Genomic DNA, 20,148 nt, shown 5'->3' with positions numbered 1-20,148 from the left:
CCCGATAGCTATTGAACCGGGACTCCGCTTTGCTATTCGTGAAGGCGGCCGTACAGTAGGTGCCGGAGTTGTATCTGAAATTGAAGATAAATAAGTAGCTGCTGTAAAAGCAGAACTGAAAAAAACCAGTCGTAACTGCGGCTGGTTTTTTTATGTTTTTTTTTAGAACATACAAGACTGATAGTTGTCTTGTGATAAAGAGGAGTTGATTTTTTACGCTGAAATCTGTTATAATTAAATAAAGATCAATAAAGTAAAATTTAATTATATACTATATTGATCTTTATGTAAATAAGTTTTTTAAAAATATTGGAGGTTTTATTATGTACACACTGAGCTCGAGTCGTTTTGAGAAATGTTGGGTCGGGCATAGCGTTTTAGGTAAGTGGCAATGGAATCGTCGTCCATTGATCATGAATCAAAAACAGGATACAAAACGATATTACAGCAGCTATTTGGGCTGATCCCTACAAACATAGATTTTGGTATTGTTTGTAAGGAGGTTTTATAATGAATATGGGAGCAAAACGCAGTGAGAAGAGATTGCTCATCTTGTCGGCAGCGATGATGGGACTTGTAGCGGTAGGAGGTACCGTGACAGGTATCCTGAGCAACTCCCAGGCAATCTTGTTAGATGGTATTTTTTCTTTTGTTGCTATCATTATTAAGGTATTGATGATGGTTACTTCGGAGTTGACACGGCACGAATCGAGTAAACGTTTTCAATTTGGTTATTGGCAATGCGAACCCGTAGTAATGTTTTTGGAAGGAACATTTACTTTATTAGTTGTTGTGTATGCTTTTTATGCAGGTGTTGCAGGGCTTTTGGATGGGGGACATAGCATGTCTTTTGGCATAGCGACATACTATGCCGCTTTTTTCGCTTTACTTGATTGGCTTTTTTATTTTTATGTTCGCAGCAGTAATAAAAAGATACAGTCTTATTTGGTTCATTATGATAATGTGAGTTGGTTTGTTGATGCTACTCTGGCTTCTGGATTACTGCTTAGTTTTGGATTTGCTTGGTTTATGCAGTACACACGATTTGCATATTTAGATATTTATGTGGATTCTCTTATTATGATTGTGTTAGCGGTTCAAATGATACCGCCTGCGATGAAAATTTTAATTCCTTCTGTTAAGCAAATTTTGGGGGTCGCACCTATCGAATTACATAACCACGTTCAGCAGGTTATGGATCGATTTATGGAACGATATGGCTTTAGCGATTATGTTTCAAGTGTGCAGGCCTATGGACGGGCTAAAATCATTGAGATTGATATATTATTGCCGCGGGATTATCCTATACAAAATGTATCAGAGTTAGATCGAATTCGAACAGAAATTGATCATTCTATTGGATATCCGTCTTATGAAAAATGGCTGACTATCAGCTTTACAACAACAAAAACCTGGATGGCAAAGGATTATGAGTTGGGAGAGGCAGGATAATTGGCATTGGGGGGTGTAAGAATGAATAAAAGTGACCGCTTTACGGGATGTATGCTTGGCGGTGCGACAGGCGATGCATTAGGGTTCCTGATTGAATTTGATAATTTAGATACGATTCGGAAAAAATATGGCCCTTATGGATTGCGTACCGTATTAAAGCTTGAATCCAACGGTCGCCGCGGGGTTATTTCTGATGATACGCAAATGGCTTTGTTTACGGCAGATGGGTTATTGTGGGCCAACCATGATGATTTACTTCCGCAGGAAGGAATGTATCGTTCCTATATGCGGTGGTACTATACTCAAACAGAACACATTGTTCGACCCGAACAGGCTAAATGGATAAAGACACAGGCGCATGAACAATATTGGCATTATGATATAATGGGTGATAAAGATTTATTCGTGCGTCGTTCTCCGGGAATGACATGCTTATCTGTTTTGTCATCGGGGAAGATTTGCAATGAAGATACAACGTTAAATAATAGTAAAGGCTGTGGGACTGTTATGAGGGTTGCACCAGTAGGAATGTTTTATGCCGGAGATCCGGAAAAAGCATTTTATGTGGGGTGTCAATCTGCATCTTTAACACATGGGAACCCTACAGGATACTTGGCAGCCGGTACACTGAGTGCAGCTATATCATTATTGTTGACGGATAAGGATATAGAGTTTGTTATACCGGAAATGATGCATATACTGCAAGGATATCAAAAGCATGAAGAAGTATTGACTGCCCTTAGATTGGCAATTGATGAATCGGCAACAGACAGAGATCCCACTAAATCATTAGGTCGTATTGGGGCTGGATGGGTAGCGGAAGAGGCATTAGCAGCTGCAGTTTATTGTGTGCTTAAAACGGGAAAATTGAAAGATGCGGTTATTATGGCATGCAATCATGATGGGGATAGTGATTCATGTGGAGCTGTATGTGGTAATTTAGCAGGTGCTTTATATGGGATTGATGAAGTCCCAAAGAATTGGATCAGTCACTTGGAATGCCTGGATTTATTAAAGAAAATGGCACACTGTTTGTATGCATATAATAATGATATGGCATAAAATCATTATAAAAATCGATAGCAGGGAACGTTTTATGTATTACATATGATAAAGCGTTCCCTGTTATTTTGTATTGACAAATATAATGGTAAGATATAACATTTATATGTAAGCTTATTTCGGAACATCGTTGCATATATAGCAACTGAAATTTGCTTTTAGAAGGAGGGAGACGTGTGATAGGTTCTATTGATCGGGCTCTGCAAATTTTTCAACTTTTTCAACAAGAAAAAAAAGAATTAAGTGTTACACAAATTAGTAAAAAAATGTGTATTCATAAAAGTACCGTTTGTCGTACGCTGGAAACCTTGGAAAGCAGAGGTTTTGTCCGACAGAATCAAGAGACAGGAAAGTATTGGCTGGGTTTATCGATATACGCATTAGGAATGTTGTTTCGTCAGCAGGAGCCTTTGCAAAAACTAGCATATCCGTATGCTAAGGCACTAGCTGAAAGATTTAACGAGGGCGTTCATATTACCGTTTTACAACGGAACGGCGGGCCGTATCCGCAGCATATTGTTTTAGAAAAAATTCAATCGCAGCAGGTGCTAAATTTAGCTCCTCCTGTTGGTTCTGTCAGCCCCAGTTATTGTTCGGCCTCAGGAAAGTGTCTTATGGCATATGCTGATGACGCTTTTTTACGGCAATATGAAAACTGCATACTGCCACGTTTTACGGAACATACAGTGACTGATTGGAATCTGCTGCGGCAGGAATTGTCTCAAATCCACACGGATGGATATGCTGTAGATAGAGAGGAATTAGAAATAGGTCTTACCTGTATAGCGGCACCTATTTTTGGAGAAAATCATGAAATTACAGCGGCGATTAGTTTATCTGGACCAGTAACTAGGATATCGGAACGGGAATTGCCGGAGATTATTGCGGCTGTGAAAGAAACGGCGGAAGAAATTTCACATATTGTGTAAGCAAAGTGATTTTTCTGCTACAAAAAGGGAACACTGTTGCGTATACAGCAACAATATACAATAACATATATTTAAAGAAATGAGGGATACAGATGAAAAAATTGTTGTCAGGAAATGAAGGAGTTGCTCGCGGTGCATATGAAGCCGGAGTGGTCTATGCAGCTGCCTATCCAGGAACGCCTAGTACTGAAATCTTGGAAAATATTGGCAAGTATAAGGGCGATATTATAGCTGAATGGGCTCCGAATGAAAAAGTCGCTGTTGAAAGCGCTATTGGAGCTTCTTTAGCGGGAGGGAGAGCGCTTTCGGCTATGAAAATGGTTGGACTTAATGTTGCAGCAGATCCCTTTTTTAGTTATGCATATGCAGGTGTAAATGGAGGATTAATTATTGTAGATGCAGATGATCCGGGACTTCATTCTTCACAAAATGAACAAGATAACCGTCATTTTGCCGTAGCGGCTAAAGTGGCGATGGTTGAACCGAGTGATAGTCAAGAAGCTAAAGATATGGTCAAAACTGCATTGGAAATAAGTGAAAAATTCGATACCCCAGTGTTATTTCGGATGACGACACGTGTATGTCATAGTAAAAGCTTAGTAGAATTTAAGGAACGGGAAGAACGGGAAAAAAAACCATATGTGAAAAATTTTGCTAAGTACTCGCTTATTCCGGCACATGCAAAAAAATTGCATTATGTCGTAGAAGACCGTTTAAAGAAATTAGCGTCGTATTCTGAACAGACACCATTAAATTATATAGAATGGAATGATAAGCATATAGGAGTTATCACCTCTGGCATTTCTTTTCAATATGCCAAAGAAGTTTTTGGGGATAAGGCCTCCTATCTGAAATTGGGCTTTACCAATCCGCTGCCTATAGAAAAAATCAAAACATTTGCTAAAGCAGTGGGGACGTTATATGTCATTGAAGAGCTAGATCCTTTTTTGGAAATACAAATCAAAGCGGCGGGAATTCATTGTATTGGGAAAGATAAAATACCTGGAATTGAAGAATTAAATCCTGATATTGTGGCTAAAACCCTTTTGGGAGAAGTGCGTTCTACCATTTCTTATGATACAGACAAAGTAATTGGACGTCCGCCCACATTATGTGCAGGTTGTCCACATCGCGGATTTTTTTACGCTTTAAGTAAAAAGAAAAACGTTATGATGACGGGTGATATCGGTTGTTATGGATTGGGCGGATCTGAACCGCTTAATGCTCAAGATACCTGTATTTGCATGGGATCGAGTATTAGTACGGCTCATGGGGCAAAAAAAGTGTTTGAAAAGTATAATGATTCTATGCGTGTTGTTGCAGTCCTTGGCGATTCCACTTTTTTCCATACAGGAATGAACAGCTTACTGCAGGCAGTATATAACAATAGCAAAATTGTTACTGTTATTTTGGATAATCGTATTACGGGGATGACAGGACATCAGGATAATCCAGGTTCAGGATATACCTTGCAGGGGGATAAATCAAATGTTACAGATTTGCCATTACTGGTAAAAGCGTTAGGAATTAAATATGTTCGAACGGTCAATCCGCTCCATTTAAAAGAAGTTGATGATGCGCTGGAATGGGCGATGTCACTTGAGGGGCCGTCAGTTATTATTACTCGGTGGCCGTGTGTTTTGAAAAAGCATACACCTGAAGATCTTGCTGAGTTTGGACATTATAAAGGAACTTGCCGGGTAGATACAGAGAAGTGCATTGGCTGTCGTAAGTGTACGACGACGGGATGTCCGGCACTTATTTATAAAAAAGAAGATAAGAAAGTCAATATTGATGATGTACAATGTGATGGGTGTACCGTGTGCGCACAGGTGTGTCCGGTGCAAGCCATAGAAAGGATCGGTGAATAATCATGACAGATGTAAAAAATATTTTATTGGTAGGTGTAGGTGGGCAGGGAACTATTCTTGCCAGTTCTATCTTGTCAAGTGGATTGATTACCGCTGGTTATGATGTGAAAATGTCAGAAATACATGGCATGAGCCAGAGGGGAGGTAGTGTTAGTACGCAGGTGCGATTTGGAAAAAAAGTCTTTTCACCGATTATTGGAAAAGGAGAAGCCGATGTGCTGGTAGCTTTTGAACAAATGGAAGGATTGCGATATCTCGGACATCTTCGGCCGGAGGGAAAAATAGTTGTCAATGATTATCAAATTCCTTCAGCACCTATTCTCATGGGAGCATGTGATTATCCATCACATATCATTGAGGAAATTATATCTCATGCAGATGCTGCTGTAATCAAAGCAGGAGATATTGCCCGTAATCTTGGCAATCCGAAATGTATGAATGTTGTTCTTTTTGGGGCCCTTGTTAAAGCAATGGGACTCATGCATATTGATTGGGAACAAGCTATACGTGATAATGTAAAACCAAAAACTATTGATGTTAATATTCGGGCATATCATGCAGGGCTTGAAGCATAGGGGAAACAAAGACATGAATTATATGAAGGAATATGAAAAAAAGTTAAAGACTCCGGAAAAAGCCGTTAAGATTGTCCAAGATGGAGACTGGGTTGATTATTGTGCTGGAGCAGCATTTCCGGAACTTTTAGATGCAGCATTAGCCGCTCGGAAAGGAGAACTCCATGATGTAAATGTGCGGGGAAATCTAGAGGTAAAACCGGTAAAAGTAGCAGAACAAGATCCCGAGAATATATCGTTTACATATAATACGTGGCATTGTTCAGGATATGGACGGCACTATATTGACAGAGGAGGAGCTTTTTTTTCACCTATGTTGTTTCGCAACTGCGGTTCTTATTATACCCGTGGACTAGCTAACGTGGATGTTGTCATGATTACAGCAGCTCCTATGGATAAAAACGGCAACTTCAGTTTTGGACTTAATAACTGTGCTACGCAGGAAATCATTGATAAGGCTGCACATGTTATTTTGGAAGTAAATCCTAACATGCCGGTCATTTATGGTCTTGCTTGTGATCATATTCATATTTCAAAGGTGGACTGCATTGTAGAAAGCAACGTTCCGGTTGGGGTAGTGCCTAGTTCTACCGCAACGGATATTGATAAAAAAATTGCAGCTTATATTTTTCCTTATTTGCAAAACGGTATGACGTTACAATTAGGAATTGGAGGGACGCCCAATGCATTAGGTGATTTAATTGCACGTTCCGAACTGAAAGATTTGGGAATGCATGCTGAATTTATGAGTGATGGGTATTTGAGCTTGTATCAAGCAGGTAAAATTACTAATCAAAAAAAAGAACTGCAGCGTGGTAAAGGTGTTTTTTCGACATGTGCCGGATCTCGAGAACTGTATGATTATATGGATCATAATATGGATATAATGTCGGCACCTATGAGCTATGTCAATGACCCTTATATTATTGGCCAGTTTAAGAATTTTGTTTCGATTAATGGCTGTATTGCAGTGGATTTATATGGTCAGGTATGTTCTGAATCAGCCGGAACGAGGCAGATCAGTGGTACCGGAGGACAACTGGATTTTGTGACTGGAACATATTTATCCGAACATGGACAAGCTTTTTTAGCTATGAGCTCTGCTTTCTTTGATACAAAAGGACACATTCATTCTCGCATTTTACCAAGGTTTACAGCTGGAGATATTATTACTACGCCGCGGACACAGGCGCCATGCATTGTAACAGAATATGGGGTTGCTGCTCTTACAGGAAAGACTACTTGGCAAAGAGCAGAGGCACTTATTTCCATTGCTCATCCTGCATTTCGGGAAACATTGATAGATGCAGCAGAAAAACAAAAAATATGGCGGCGTTCTAATCATAGGTAAATAATAAATAGTATGTGTTATGTTCTGGAAAGTACGTATAAAAATTGAAATTATTTTATTAAAATGGTAGAAGGTGTCATTCAAATAGGTGTAAATGCTATCAATTTTTTGTTAAAAATGATAATTGTCGTTCTTTTTAATTAAAAAAAGAAAAAGTATCACGTTGTTGTGAATTTTTATTGTGATAAAGTTCACTTTTAGGAATGCTGATTATGTGTTTGACGAAATAACTTTTTATGGTAGAATAGGATTGATATATAAGAATCTTTTATTTTGCCATCCTGGCAGTATTGTAACTGGTTTCTTTTTTCCATGCAGAATGACAAAGGGGAAGCGGAATAAAGATGTAAAAAAGATATGAGGCGATTGAAATGATAGATATTCAAAAGATCCGTTCAACGGATCCACTTCAGTTAAGACATCCTTATAAAACTCGTGAAGGCGGCGCAACGGTCACCGTATTTGTTCCGTATAACTGCAATAACCACTGCCCCTTTTGCATCAATAAGGAAGAGTATAATAATATGGATGGCTTTTCAGTAGAGAAAATTTGTGACAGTATCAAACTTATGGATAAGATTACTCCTTATTGTGATTTTGTATTTACAGGAGGAGAACCTTTTGCCAATTTGGAATCTTTGCAGAAAATGCTGGATATCATTCCGCATACACATAAAATATACATTAATACGACGCTTCCTGTATCACAGTTTCAGTCGGAGGAAGATATAATAACCTTTACACGAAGGAATAAAAATAAAATTACATGTATTAATGTGTCAAGGCACATGCAGCATTATGTTCAAGAATCGAATGATCGGCTTTTGGGAAGATTGGCGGTTCCCTTTCGTATTAATTGCGTATTATATAAAAATTATCCGGTTACTGGAATTGTTCCGTATTTAGAACGATTTCATGAGATTCCCGGGGCATCTATCCAATTTCGCTTTGATTATACAGAAACTACGCCGGACAATCTTTATGAAGAAAAAAATGATAAAATTTTGCGGGATTTAAAACGCATTGCCCGATATATCGGGTTAGATGGATGTCGTATGCGATGTGGATTTCATTTTGATTATAAGGGGATGGAAATGACGTATCATAAGACGCTTCCCTATAGTACTATAATCGAACGAGACGAACGTAACGAGGTGACGTATGCCATACTTTATGATATTTTAATTAAGCAAAATGGCGATATTCATTCTGATTGGGATGGAACGATGCTCGATGTTTCGGCATATGAATATGTGTCCTATGAGCCTTACGATTTAAAATGGCTGCAGCGTTGTGAAGTATCGGGCATGTTTGCTCACAAAGTATGTGCTGCTTTATAAAAAATGATAAACCAGACCTCCAAAATGATACGTTCCCCTTGTGGTAGACAGTTGAAACAATAAAACTGTCTACCACAAGAGGAGCTTATCAAAGAGTGTCTGGTTTTTTATTTTAATCAATCAAGAAAATAAATAAATATAAAACACCACGTGTATTATTACAGTGGACAAATGATGAAAATATCGTAAATTTTTAATCCGTTTTTAATCTATAAAATAAATGGATATGATACAATACATGGAGAACCGTATTTGAAATGAGGTGACACCTTGGCCATTACAGTACTATTTGGAAAAGCTGGGAGCGGAAAAACAGCATACTGTTTTTCACAAATAAGAAATTGGGCCGCTTACGGCGGCAAAGCATTATTACTTGTGCCAGATCAGGGAACCTATGGTATGGAAAGACGGTTTGCTGAAACTATGCCAGAAAAAGGTTTTGCAGGTATACAAATTTTAGGATTTTCCCGGCTGGCCTATCGTGTATTTACGGAACGGGGGAAAGAGCGGCAGTCTCTTTCGGAATTAGCACGGAAAATAGTGTTGCAGCGTTTGCTGCATAAATATGAAAAACAGTTCACCCTATTGCGAATGGCTTCACGACAATCCAATTTTGCCGATATGGTTGGTCAGTTTATTTGGGAGTGCCGATCATTTTGTATTAGTGCTGCCGATTTGCGAAATGCAGCGGCTGCTTTAGATAATCAGACATTAGCCCGTAAATTGCAAGACGCAGCTGTTCTTTATGAAGGCTATTGTGATTTTCTTACAGAACGTTTTGGTGATGCCGATGATACAATGACGTTATTAATCAGAGAACTTCCGCATTATTCTTTTTTACAGAATGCGCATATTTGGATTGATGGATTTCATTGGTTTACGCCGCAGCAAATGCAGGTAATTAAAGTGTTGGGGGAAACCGCTGCTGAACTAACGATTACGCTGACGACAGATCCGGAGCATGTAGCGGAACAGCAGCGTGAAACCGCGCTGTTTCACCGATCCTATGAAGTCTATTGTCAATTGCGGGAGTTGTTTCCGGGACTGAAAATACAGGCAATTACTCATAATGATAACAAAAAGACAGACGTATTTATCAATAATTTTTTTCAAATTGTGCCTAGAAAACAGGAACAACCTGTTGAAAATGTGCATGTCATAGAATGTTCAAATTATGAAGTGGAAATAGATACTGTTGCCCGTCGTATTCTAGAGCTTTGCCGCCAGGGATTTAGATACCGGGATATGCTTATATTGTCCCGAAGCAGCGATTTATATACTCACATTGCAGAACGCGTATTTTGCAAATACCACATTCCCTGTTTCAGTGATTACAGGCGTCCCATGACAGAACATCCGGTAACGGAAGCTATTATAGCAGTTCTTGATGTCTTAAAATCTCATTGGGCATATGAACCGTTATTTCGTTTGTTAAAAACAGATTTACTTCCGTTAAACCGGCATGATGTAGATACGTTGGAAAATTATTGTCTGGCTCATGGAATACAAGGATATCATTGGCTTCAAAATAAAAACTGGACATATTATACAAGGCATTTTATTGATGATAAAGTGATACACAGTAGGAATGAAATGGAGTATTTGGCACATATCAATGAAATCCGTCATGTAATATATGAATTGGTAAATCCGTTATATGCAGCTTCTCAGGAATTACATACACTGCGACAGTGGTGTACCCTTTTATATCAATGGCTGCAGCATTCTGGCATTATAGAGACATTGCGCAGATGGAAACAAAGCGATGATATGCAAGGACATGCAATAGAAAGTAAAGAACATGAGCAAGTTTTCAAACAAATATTGGAGCTTCTTCAGGAATTAGTCGAACTGTGTGGGGATGATACGGTTGATTTAGAAGAATTTTCACAGATGATTGCAGACGGACTGGACAGCCTTACGTTCAGTATTATTCCCCCTACCTTGGATCACGTGACAATTACGTCTGTAGAACGCGGATATATGATGCAATCTAAGATTGTATTTGTGTGTGGTGTCAATGACGGAATTTTTCCAAAGCGCAGCAGTGATGAGAATTTGCTTACTGATAATGAACGAAAAGAGCTGGGTGCGCTGGGAATTGTCTTGGGTCCCGGAAGTCGTTTTCGGTCCTTTCAGGAACGATTTTTATTTTATATTGCTGTAACTAGAGCAACAGAACAAATTTATCTTTCGTATGCATTAGCTGATGAAGAGGGCGCTGTATTAGAAGCCTCTACTTGGATTCATCAAATGGTTGATCAGGGGTATGTGGTTCCCGGAAAAATGGAAAATGGCAGTATTCCTGCTGGCAGAGAATCTGAGTATATAGTGTCTTTGCCCGTGGCACTACGGTATTTGCCGGTTATGCTGCGGCCTGCGGCAGAGGGAAAATCCGTTGCTGATTTATGGTGGGCGCTATACGACTGGTCTTATGGACATGGCTGGCGCGAACAAACAGTACATGCTGTACAAGGGTTGTTTCATAAAAATGTACCGCAGCCGCTGCCGTTGGATTTAGTGCGCAGATTGTATGCTCCACAAGGGAAATTACGTGGATCTGTGACTAAGTTTGAGCGGTATCGCAGCTGTCCTTTCGCATATTTTTCTCAATATGGACTTGGTTTGGAAGAACGCCCCGTTTATCGTTTTGCAGCACCGGACTTAGGTATGCTGGTACACGGTGCGCTGCGTCTTATGGGATCAGAATTATTAGCTCGAGGACGTCAATGGCGGGATGTGGAAGAAAAAGAAATAGTGGGAATGTGTCGACAGGCTACGGAACGATTAGCTCCGAATATTCAGCATGATATTCTTATGACCAATGCGTATTTTGAACAGATTAAAGAACGTCTGATAAAAACACTAATCAGAACTGTCAAGCGATTGTGTTCCTTTAGTCAAGCATCACGATTCCAAATGGCGGCATTGGAAAAATCTTTTGGCTGTGAAAAGGATGAATGGCAGCCTTTACGTTTTATGTTAGAAAATGGGATGGAAGTTATTGTAACGGGACAAATTGACAGAGTTGATATACTACATGAAGATGGGCGTGATTTTATTGTTGTGATTGATTATAAGTCAGGAACAAAGAAGATAGATTTGACGCAAGTCTACTTTGGATTGGAATTACAACTTTTAACGTATATGTACATTGCATTGCTTAACTTGGATAGTGATGCTGTTCCGGCAGCAATTCTTTACTGCTACGTCCGAGATGATAAGACTTTTTTAAATCGTCCAGTGACGGAAGAAGAGAAGGAAGAACTATATAACAAGCGCAGCAAGCTGAATGGATGTTATTTAAAAGATAGTCAAGTTATGCAGAAATTGGATACTTCTATGGAGGGCATTTCACAGTATTTGAATTTGCGTTTGAAAAAGGATGGGACATTAAGCACGCAGTCGGTGAATGTTTACAGTGAAGAAACATGGCAGGCATTATTGCTGCTTACATCGGATAGAATTCGTGCCATTGCGGAATGCATTGCTAAAGGAGATATTTCCATCCGGCCTATTCTACTGTCGCAGAGAACTTCTTGTCAATATTGTCCTTATGCAGCGGTTTGTTCTTTTGATCCAAAGTTGAAGGAAAACAAATATGCAGCAGAACAAAAACGTAAGGCTGTTGAAATTATTAAAGAAATTGAAGAAGGAGGAGCTGCGCATGGCTTGGACTAAAGAACAGTGGGAAGCTATTAACAGCAGAGGGCAGACATTGTTATTATCAGCGGCCGCAGGTTCTGGAAAAACGGCGGTTTTAGTAGAACGTATAATCCGACGGCTTCTTGATAAACGAGATCCTTTAGATATTACGGAATTACTTGTTGTGACTTTTACAAAGGCCGCTGCCTCTGAAATGCGAGAACGTGTTGCTGCTGCATTAACGCAAGCTTTGGCTGAGCATAATGATCCAGTGGTGGAACGGCAGTTGGCGCTATTGCCATCGGCTCATATTTCTACACTCCATTCTTTCTGTCAAACGGTAATCCGTCGATATTTTTATACTATTGATATAGATCCTAATTTTTCTGTTGCAGGAGAAGAAGAATTAAATTTATTGCGCAACAATGTAATGGAAACAGTATTTCTTTCTTATTATGAAAATGAAAATAAGGCTGTTTTGTTATATCCGCTTGCTGATATGTTTGGCAATGACCGCGGTGACGACATATTGATGCATGTAGTGGAACATGTTTATGATTATTCGCGAAGTTTGCCTTGGCCGGCCGATTGGCTTGAACATGCGGTGCAGGACTATGATATTCCTTGTGATGCCAGCATTGACGACATGCGGTGGTGTCGTCCGATTATGCAGCATATACAAGCTGTATTGCAAGAACAATTTCTGATGTACGAAGGAATATTACATGATATTGGCAGTTTACCAGTCTTTCAAAGCGTCCGGGGACAGTTGGAACAGGAACGAGATATGATACAGAAGGCTGAAAAATGCAGATATTGGCAGGAAATGGCGGCAGCTGTGACGAGTATTTCCTTTGAACGGCTTAAAAGTTTACGGGGACTTTCGGAAGAAGATAAAAAACAGTGGCAACTTTGCAAGGATCGGCGGGCCGAGGTAAAGAAGCAAATTAAAGAGGAATTACAGGCATCGTATTTTTCAATTACAGCAGAGGATTGGCTGCAAGGAATGAGGAACATGTATCCTGTGATGAAAGGATTGGCGGCGCTTACTGTTGATTTTTCAAAAGCATACAGTCTTGCAAAAAAAGAAAAAGGCTGGATTGATTTTAGTGATTTAGAGCATTTTTGTCTGCAGATATTACTATCTGTGCAATCACGACCAGGATATCCAGTACGTTCAGCCGCGGCAGAAGAACTTAGGCATACTTTTCGAGAAGTCCTAATTGATGAATATCAGGATACGAATGGAGTACAAGAACTTATTACAAAACTAGTGTCTTGTGATGATAATCGTTTTATGGTAGGAGATATTAAGCAGAGTATATATCGGTTCAGATTGGCTGATCCGATGTTATTTTTACATAAGTATAACACCTTTAGCAGAGAAACAGGGGCTATACAGCGCTGTATTGATTTATCAAAGAATTTTCGAAGTGCACCTAATATTCTTGCAGCAGTCAATGAAGTCTTTTCTCGAGCAATGACAGAAGATGCGGCAGGAATGGGATATGGAGAGCATGAAAAACTGTATGCTGGTCGTTCTGTTGTTGATGACAGCCGGTGGATCGGCGGACCTGTTGAAATTCATCTTTTAGATACTGCAGGGCAGGAACATATTACAGATACGCTGGATGAGGACGAAGGAATCAAAGCGGCAGAGGCAGGAGATGCTGATTTGACAGCATTTGAGCAAGAATGTCTGGTTGTTGTGAACCGCCTGCAGGAACTAAAAGCAAGTGAGAAGTTTGTTGCTCGTAAAGATGGGACGATGGAACCATTGTCTTGGCGGCATATAGTTATTTTAATGCGGTCTATGGCCGGTAAAGCAGATGCTATGCTCAAGGCTTTGCAAACTGCGGGGATTCCTTCCTATGCAGAGCAAAATGGCGGCTATTTTGCTGCAGTTGAAGTACAGACAATGTTATCTTTGCTGCACTGTATTGATAATCCGGAACAAGATTTGGCCATGGCGGCAGTACTGCGTTCTCCTATCGTAAACATGAGTGAAGTTTCATTGGCTCAGCTGCGATTGAGTGGTTCAGATACATTATGGCAGAATTTGACACTATATATAGAACATGTATCTGATGAGGCAGAACGTAATAAATTACAGAGTTTTCGCGAGCATATGGAAGAATGGCGAACTTTTAGCCGCCGTACCGGAGTAGCGGATTTGCTTCAACGCCTTTATACAGATACTGCTTATTTTCAATATGTCGGCGGTATGACGGACGGAATTTCCCGACAAGCCAATTTGCAGGCATTATATGATCGTGCTAGACAATATGAAGTGGCTGGGTACCGAGGCTTATTCCGATATTTAAAACTAATAGATAAAATGCGTGACGATAAACTTGATCTAGCGCCTGCTAAAGTTCTTGGTGAGGGAGAAGATGTTGTACGCGTTATGAGTATCCATAAAAGCAAAGGGTTAGAATTTCCTGTTGTTATTATTGCTGATATGGGGAAAAATTTTAATCGGCAGGATATGCAGTCTCCTATTCTTTTTCACAATATACAGGGAATCGGCTTAAAACAATATGACCCAGAATGGCGCATGTTTTATCCTACATTTATTTGGAATGGGATTCGAACACAATTGGACTGGGAAGGCAAGGCAGAAGAGCAACGGATATTGTATGTAGCAATGACAAGAGCCAGAGATAAATTAATATTGATCGGTCATAGCAGTTCGATAATGGGGAAATGGCAGCGGTGGGTGTCAGATATAAATCCGAGCCGGGCTGTTTCGTATCTTGATTGGGTCATGCCGATTATAGCGATGCGTAAAGAGTGTACTTCTTTAGAATCTGCTATGCAAGATGGACGGGATGCAGTATGTAATAGCGGATTATGGCAACTATTTCTTCATCACCAGACTTCGGGTTTTGAAGAAATAGAAAACAAGGATGTCGATGTACGGCTGCAACTATTACACCAAAATAAATTAACACATACGATGGTACCTGAATGGATGAAAATGCAATTGTCATGGCAGTATGAATATCCACTGGCAGTACAGACTCCGGCAAAGTTTTCTGTATCTGAAATTAAACGTCGCATGCATAGCGGACAGCAGATAATACGTTTGGAGGAAGATGAACTTGCTGTTACAGGCAGCGCAGTCACCACTCCAGAGGAGGATGTGTTTACACAACTGCCGCTGTGGTTAAGTGAGGAAGAAGCTGTCATTACAGGGACACAGCGTGGCACTGTACTTCATAAAGTTATGCAATATGTAACGGTAAGTCCTGCCATGACGGCGGGATCACTGGACGAAGCATTGGCAGACTGGGAAAGCAAAGGAATATTTACTGATGACGAAGTACAGTTGGTATATATGCCGGCTATATTACATTTCTGTCAATCGGATTTAGGAAGACGGATGGCAAGTGCTTCCATTTTGTATCGGGAATATCCTTTTACTGTTCTCTTTGAAGGGGGTGGGGTGCTTCCGTCTGTGGAAAAAGGAGATCATATTTTAGTGCAGGGTGTTATTGATTGTTTGTTTAAAGATGAACGAGGATGGGTGTTGGTTGATTATAAAACAGATCATCTCGATTCGGATGAAGAATTTTACAGCCGATATAAAATCCAATTAAATTTATATAAGCGAGCTATCGAACAAATTTTTGCAGAACCTGTTTCAGCCGTATATGTGTATAGTTTTTATTTACAGCGAATTATTGACTTTTAAAGGAGGATATATGAGCGTTTTTGATATTGTGGGACCGGTTATGATTGGTCCATCTAGTTCACATACGGCGGGAGCCGCACGTATTGGCCTCATGGCCAGAAAAATATTAAAGGATGAACCAATCCGGGCAGATATAACTGTTTATGGTTCTTTTGCTAAAACATACAAGGGACATGGTACAGATAAGGCGTTGGTTGCAGGGTTGCTGGGATTTTCCGCTGATGATATCCGGCTTCGTTCTTCTTTTGAAATTGCGAAGGAGGAGGGAATGACAGTTACGCTTACACGTTCGGAAGAGGAAACAGATCATCCTAATACGGTACGTATTAAAATGGAAGGAAAGACAGGAACTGTGATGGAGATTGTCGGTGTATCTCTAGGTGGCGGTCGTATTGAAATTCGGGAAATAAATGGTTTTTATGTTGAAATTACAGGTGAAGAATATACCCTTCTTACCTTCCACCATGATCAGCCTGGAATTATTGCTAAAGTAACGACGATTATGGCGCTTGGAGCGATTAATGTATCAACTATGAAGGTGTTTCGCAGCGCAAAAAATGCAAATGCAGTCATGATTATATGTACAGATAGTCCGATACCTTCTGATTTGGAAACGGAAATCTGTAATATTTCTGCTATTCAATCGGTTATTGCGTTATCACCATTATAGGAGGTTATTTATCATGAATACATATGAATATAAATCGTTGGCAGAGTTGTTGAATTTGACTGATAAATATACCTTACCCTTATCAAAAGTAGTTATGCTGCGTGAAATGGAAGAGTCAGAAAAGCCAGAATCTACTGTATTAGATATTATGGACAAGCGTATCGATGTGTTTTATGAATCTATTCAAACGGGATTAAATGATACCACTCAATCTGTAAGCGGACTTGTAGGAGGAGATGCGGCACGTTTGGCAGCGGCAGCTTCCGTATTGTTGGGAGATGTATCAAGACGAGCGGCAGTATATGCATTGGCAATTAATGAGGCGAACGCGAAAATGTTTCGAATTGTAGCTTGTCCGACTGCGGGATCTTGCGGTATTGTCCCAGCGGTCATTTTAGCTGTGGCAGAAGAGAAAAAATATGAAAGACAGTCTTGCATTCAGGCGTTTTTTACAGCGGCTGGAATTGGGGCTGTTATAGCACGGAATGCGTGTGTTGCAGGAGCTGTTGGTGGCTGTCAGGCAGAATGTGGCACTGCTGCTGCGATGGCGGCGGCAGCGGTTGTGGAATTATGTGGAGGAACACCCGTTCAAGCAGTTCAAGCAGCAACATTATGTTTGAAAAATGTGTTAGGATTAGTTTGTGATCCGGTAGCTGGATTGGTAGAGGTTCCTTGTGTTAAACGTAATGGTTTTTTTGCTGTTCATGCTTTAACTGCTGCTGAAATGGCATTAGCGGGAATCGTCAGTGTTATCCCCCCGGATGAAGTGGTTTCGGCAATGTATGAGATTGGAAGAGCTATGCCCGTTTCTTTAAAAGAAACATCAGAAGGAGGACTTGCCCGTACACCTACAGGAAAAGAAATTGCTGAACGGTTGGAAAAGGCGATGCGGGAACAATAAATAGAAAATATAGGTAACACTATTTAGACAAGAGTACAAATAAAAAACTCATATTGCTTCAAATGTAATACTACTTGAAGTAATATGAGTTTTTTTATTTGTACTCTAAATCCTGATTATTCCAATACATATATGAACGATGCGGTATGTATTCCTTGTACCACGGAATTAATATTGAGTTTGGATGCAAATATTTTTTATTTTTCTGAGACAGCGGCGGCTAAATGAGCATGGGAGCTTTGAGAGATGCGGACTCTGTTTTTAGCGAATACTGGTTTTCCTTCCAGCCTACGTATAATGGCACGGCAGAGTGCCGCTGGTATAGGCGAATCCTTTGGCTGTTTGGCGAAGTTACAGACTAAATCACGTTCAAAGCTGCTAAGTTCAACGCATTTCGTTTTCATAGTGTCATCCCTTTGTTATTAAGTATACGATCTACGACAAGATATCATTTTTATACTATATCTTGTTATTAGTTTTAGCTATATTCTACTATAAATGTGATAACTTGGCAAGAAAAGTATAAGGACATTCTGTATCTGTAAATAAGAAAAAATGTATAAATAACATGTGAAAGATAAAAAGAAATTTAAAATTGAATTTATTTATTTTTACAATAAACGTTTTACAAGAAGCATATATGTATTGACATTCAACACAAAACCTGTATAATTGTCATCAACAATACATTTTCCCAAATGGTAATGACGGAAAAAAGTAGAGTTGCAATAGCTTCGCAGAGAGCCGGTGGTTGGTGTAAATCGGTAGGTGATGCAACCTGAAGTTCTTTCCTGAACCGCAAGGCTGAAGTAAGTAGGCCGAGCCGGCGTGGCTTTCGTTAACAGGCTATGAGTTGATCTGATTCGAGATTATTAGGGTGGTACCGCGGATTTATCCGTCCCTTAGGTATCACTCTTTTTTATTTGTCTCTATCATTTTTTGATGCTGTCAGATTATTAGGGTGGTACCGCGAGCTAAATCGTCCCTTTCAGGGGCGATTTTTTTTTATACCGGAGTGTTTGGGGAAGTATTGACCATATCCACAACAGGAGGGAAAACATATGAATAGTTCGGCGATTATTGTAGGAGTATATATTTGTGTAATATTTTTGATTAGCGGGTATGCTAAAAGACGTGCTGCCGGAAAGGCCGAAAATTATATCTTAGCAGGCCGAAAGTTAACTACTCCCCTTATTATGGTATCAATTGTAGGCCTTGCCGTCGGCGGCGCATCCACAATTGGCGTCGCAGAACAAGCCTATAAGGCGGGAATCTCGGCCGGATGGTATACTTCTGCATGGGGTATAGGTGCCATCGTAATGGGACTTACTGTTGCTAAAAAGTATCGCCGTCTCAATATTACTACTATTCCGGAAATGTTAGAACGTTACTATGATACAAAAGGAATGACCGCGGGTATTTTTTGTCAGATATTAGTTCAGCTTGTCATTATGAGTATGCAATATGTTGCAGGCGGGACCATTTTATCAGCGCTTATGCCGGAAATTTTTACGCCTTTTACGGGCATGCTCATGAGTGCTATCGTATTTATTGGGGTAACGCTTATTGGGGGAATGTGGTCGGCTAGTATTTCTAATTTATTGAATGTGACATTGAAGTATGCGGGAATCATTATGGCAGCATTTATTGCAGTTCACCTGGCAGGTGGTATGGAACAAATTCAAATGCAGCTGCCGGAAGTTCATGGGCTTGACTTTGTTGCCGGAGTAGGTCCGATGACGATTATTACATGGATTGTTGTCCTAATTACCGTGAATATTTCATTGCAAAGCATTATTCAAATTTCTCTTGGTGCAAAAAGCGTCCATACTGCTCGAAAAGGGTTTATCATAGGGGGATTAATTATGCTTCCCATTGGTTTTGTCAGTGCGTTATTAGGGGTTATCGCTGCGGAAATGTATCCTAATATATCGGCTACCTTGGCGTTACCTAAGATGATTATGTCTCTGAATCCATGGCTGGCAGGTATTACACTGGCTGCTCTTTGGGCCGCTGATGTAAGCTGTGCTTGCAATTTGCTTTTGAGTTCGGCAACACTTTATTCACATGATATTCATAAGCGGTTTATTAATAAGAATATGTCAGAGAAATCATATATGCGTGTTACTCGTGCTTCTGTTTTTTTTCTGGGTTTGCTTACTCTGGGTTTTGCTATTACTATTAGCGGCATTATTTCTACGCTGATGGCGGGACTTAGCTTGATGGCTGCGTTTAGCGTCATTGTGCTTATGACACTTTATGCACCCAAACTATGTAGTCGTGAAAGTGCTTTTTATACTATTATTGCATCTATTATCGTATTAATTTGCTGGATGATGATTCCTTCTGTGCGAATTCTGCCACATGTTATTTATATGGAATGGATTGTTTGCGGGTGTGTTTTTTTAGGCACGAGTGCGTTGGCGCGTAATCCTATTAAAGAAGATGAAAATTTGCGTTTTGCCAAAGAAGAGGTAGTTGATACGGTACCGGCCAGCCATTAAACGAAAGTTGATATATTCGAGAAATTGAAAATGACGCCCCTATAAAGATGAAGTTCAATAGAGACGTCATTTTTTTATAAAAACATAATGTATAAAGATAACTCATAGGGGAATAAATGATAACTATAATAAAAATGTTAATTTAAAAGTA

15 protein-coding genes and 1 other annotated feature are annotated in these 20,148 nt (G+C 39.8%); all 15 genes read left to right on the top strand.

From position 1 onward, the window contains the following. Window positions 1–94, top strand: a 94-nt coding sequence (locus BLR11_RS14620) for an EF-Tu C-terminal domain-related protein (RefSeq protein ID WP_143006432.1), incomplete at its 5' end; no start/stop codon positions are given. Between the two features lie 229 nt (window positions 95–323). Continuing rightward, window positions 324–464: a hypothetical protein gene (locus BLR11_RS14150; RefSeq protein WP_176762966.1), complete on the top strand. Its 141-nt coding sequence runs from the start codon at window positions 324–326 to the stop codon at window positions 462–464. A gap of 46 nt (window positions 465–510) precedes the next feature. Continuing rightward, window positions 511–1,452: a cation diffusion facilitator family transporter gene (locus tag BLR11_RS11015; protein WP_091651993.1), complete on the top strand. Its 942-nt coding sequence runs from the start codon at window positions 511–513 to the stop codon at window positions 1,450–1,452. Window positions 1,453–1,473: 21 nt separating this feature from the next. Continuing rightward, window positions 1,474–2,514 carry an ADP-ribosylglycohydrolase family protein gene (locus tag BLR11_RS11010; RefSeq protein WP_091651991.1) on the top strand — a complete coding sequence of 347 codons (1,041 nt, stop codon included), beginning with the start codon at window positions 1,474–1,476 and terminating at the stop codon, window positions 2,512–2,514. A 176-nt stretch (window positions 2,515–2,690) separates the two neighbouring features. After that, the gene (locus tag BLR11_RS11005; protein ID WP_091651989.1) at window positions 2,691–3,443 is read left to right on the top strand and encodes an IclR family transcriptional regulator; all 753 of its coding nucleotides are present in this window, start codon (window positions 2,691–2,693) and stop codon (window positions 3,441–3,443) included. Window positions 3,444–3,535: 92 nt separating this feature from the next. Continuing rightward, window positions 3,536–5,314 carry an indolepyruvate ferredoxin oxidoreductase subunit alpha gene (iorA, locus tag BLR11_RS11000; protein WP_091651986.1) on the top strand — a complete coding sequence of 593 codons (1,779 nt, stop codon included), beginning with the start codon at window positions 3,536–3,538 and terminating at the stop codon, window positions 5,312–5,314. A gap of 2 nt (window positions 5,315–5,316) precedes the next feature. Next, window positions 5,317–5,889 carry an indolepyruvate oxidoreductase subunit beta gene (locus BLR11_RS10995; protein ID WP_091651982.1) on the top strand — a complete coding sequence of 191 codons (573 nt, stop codon included), beginning with the start codon at window positions 5,317–5,319 and terminating at the stop codon, window positions 5,887–5,889. Between the two features lie 13 nt (window positions 5,890–5,902). Beyond that, window positions 5,903–7,240 (top strand): acetyl-CoA hydrolase/transferase family protein, encoded by a 1,338-nt coding sequence (locus BLR11_RS10990; protein WP_091651979.1) that lies wholly within the window; start codon window positions 5,903–5,905, stop codon window positions 7,238–7,240. Window positions 7,241–7,611: 371 nt separating this feature from the next. After that, entirely contained in the window at window positions 7,612–8,580 is a 969-nt protein-coding gene (locus BLR11_RS10985; RefSeq protein WP_091651976.1) for a 4Fe-4S cluster-binding domain-containing protein, read from the top strand. 270 nt (window positions 8,581–8,850) lie between these two features. Continuing rightward, window positions 8,851–12,261 (top strand): helicase-exonuclease AddAB subunit AddB, encoded by a 3,411-nt coding sequence (gene addB, locus BLR11_RS10980; protein ID WP_091651975.1) that lies wholly within the window; start codon window positions 8,851–8,853, stop codon window positions 12,259–12,261. Beyond that, window positions 12,248–15,922: a helicase-exonuclease AddAB subunit AddA gene (addA, locus tag BLR11_RS10975; RefSeq protein WP_091651974.1), complete on the top strand. Its 3,675-nt coding sequence runs from the start codon at window positions 12,248–12,250 to the stop codon at window positions 15,920–15,922. The genes addB and addA overlap by 14 nt, the downstream gene beginning before the upstream one ends. Window positions 15,923–15,932: 10 nt before the next feature. Further along, a complete protein-coding gene (gene sdaAB, locus BLR11_RS10970) occupies window positions 15,933–16,592 on the top strand; it encodes an L-serine ammonia-lyase, iron-sulfur-dependent subunit beta (RefSeq protein WP_091651972.1) in 660 nt (219 codons plus the stop codon). 13 nt (window positions 16,593–16,605) lie between these two features. Next, window positions 16,606–17,493 carry an L-serine ammonia-lyase, iron-sulfur-dependent, subunit alpha gene (sdaAA, locus tag BLR11_RS10965; RefSeq protein ID WP_091651970.1) on the top strand — a complete coding sequence of 296 codons (888 nt, stop codon included), beginning with the start codon at window positions 16,606–16,608 and terminating at the stop codon, window positions 17,491–17,493. Window positions 17,494–17,723: 230 nt separating this feature from the next. After that, window positions 17,724–17,855, top strand: a complete 132-nt coding sequence (locus BLR11_RS14615) for a hypothetical protein (protein WP_281240852.1) — start codon at window positions 17,724–17,726, stop codon at window positions 17,853–17,855. Window positions 17,856–18,188: 333 nt separating this feature from the next. Further along, window positions 18,189–18,399 (top strand) — a binding site (T-box leader). A gap of 155 nt (window positions 18,400–18,554) precedes the next feature. Further along, window positions 18,555–19,997: a sodium:solute symporter family protein gene (locus tag BLR11_RS10955; protein WP_091651966.1), complete on the top strand. Its 1,443-nt coding sequence runs from the start codon at window positions 18,555–18,557 to the stop codon at window positions 19,995–19,997. Window positions 19,998–20,148: the final 151 nt, after the last annotated feature.

The organism is Megasphaera paucivorans, assembly GCF_900103535.1.
Classification (GTDB): Bacteria; Bacillota; Negativicutes; order Veillonellales; family Megasphaeraceae; genus Megasphaera_A; species Megasphaera_A paucivorans.
Note: the sequence above shows the minus strand (reverse complement) of the source record. Positions and strands in the feature narration are given on the sequence as shown.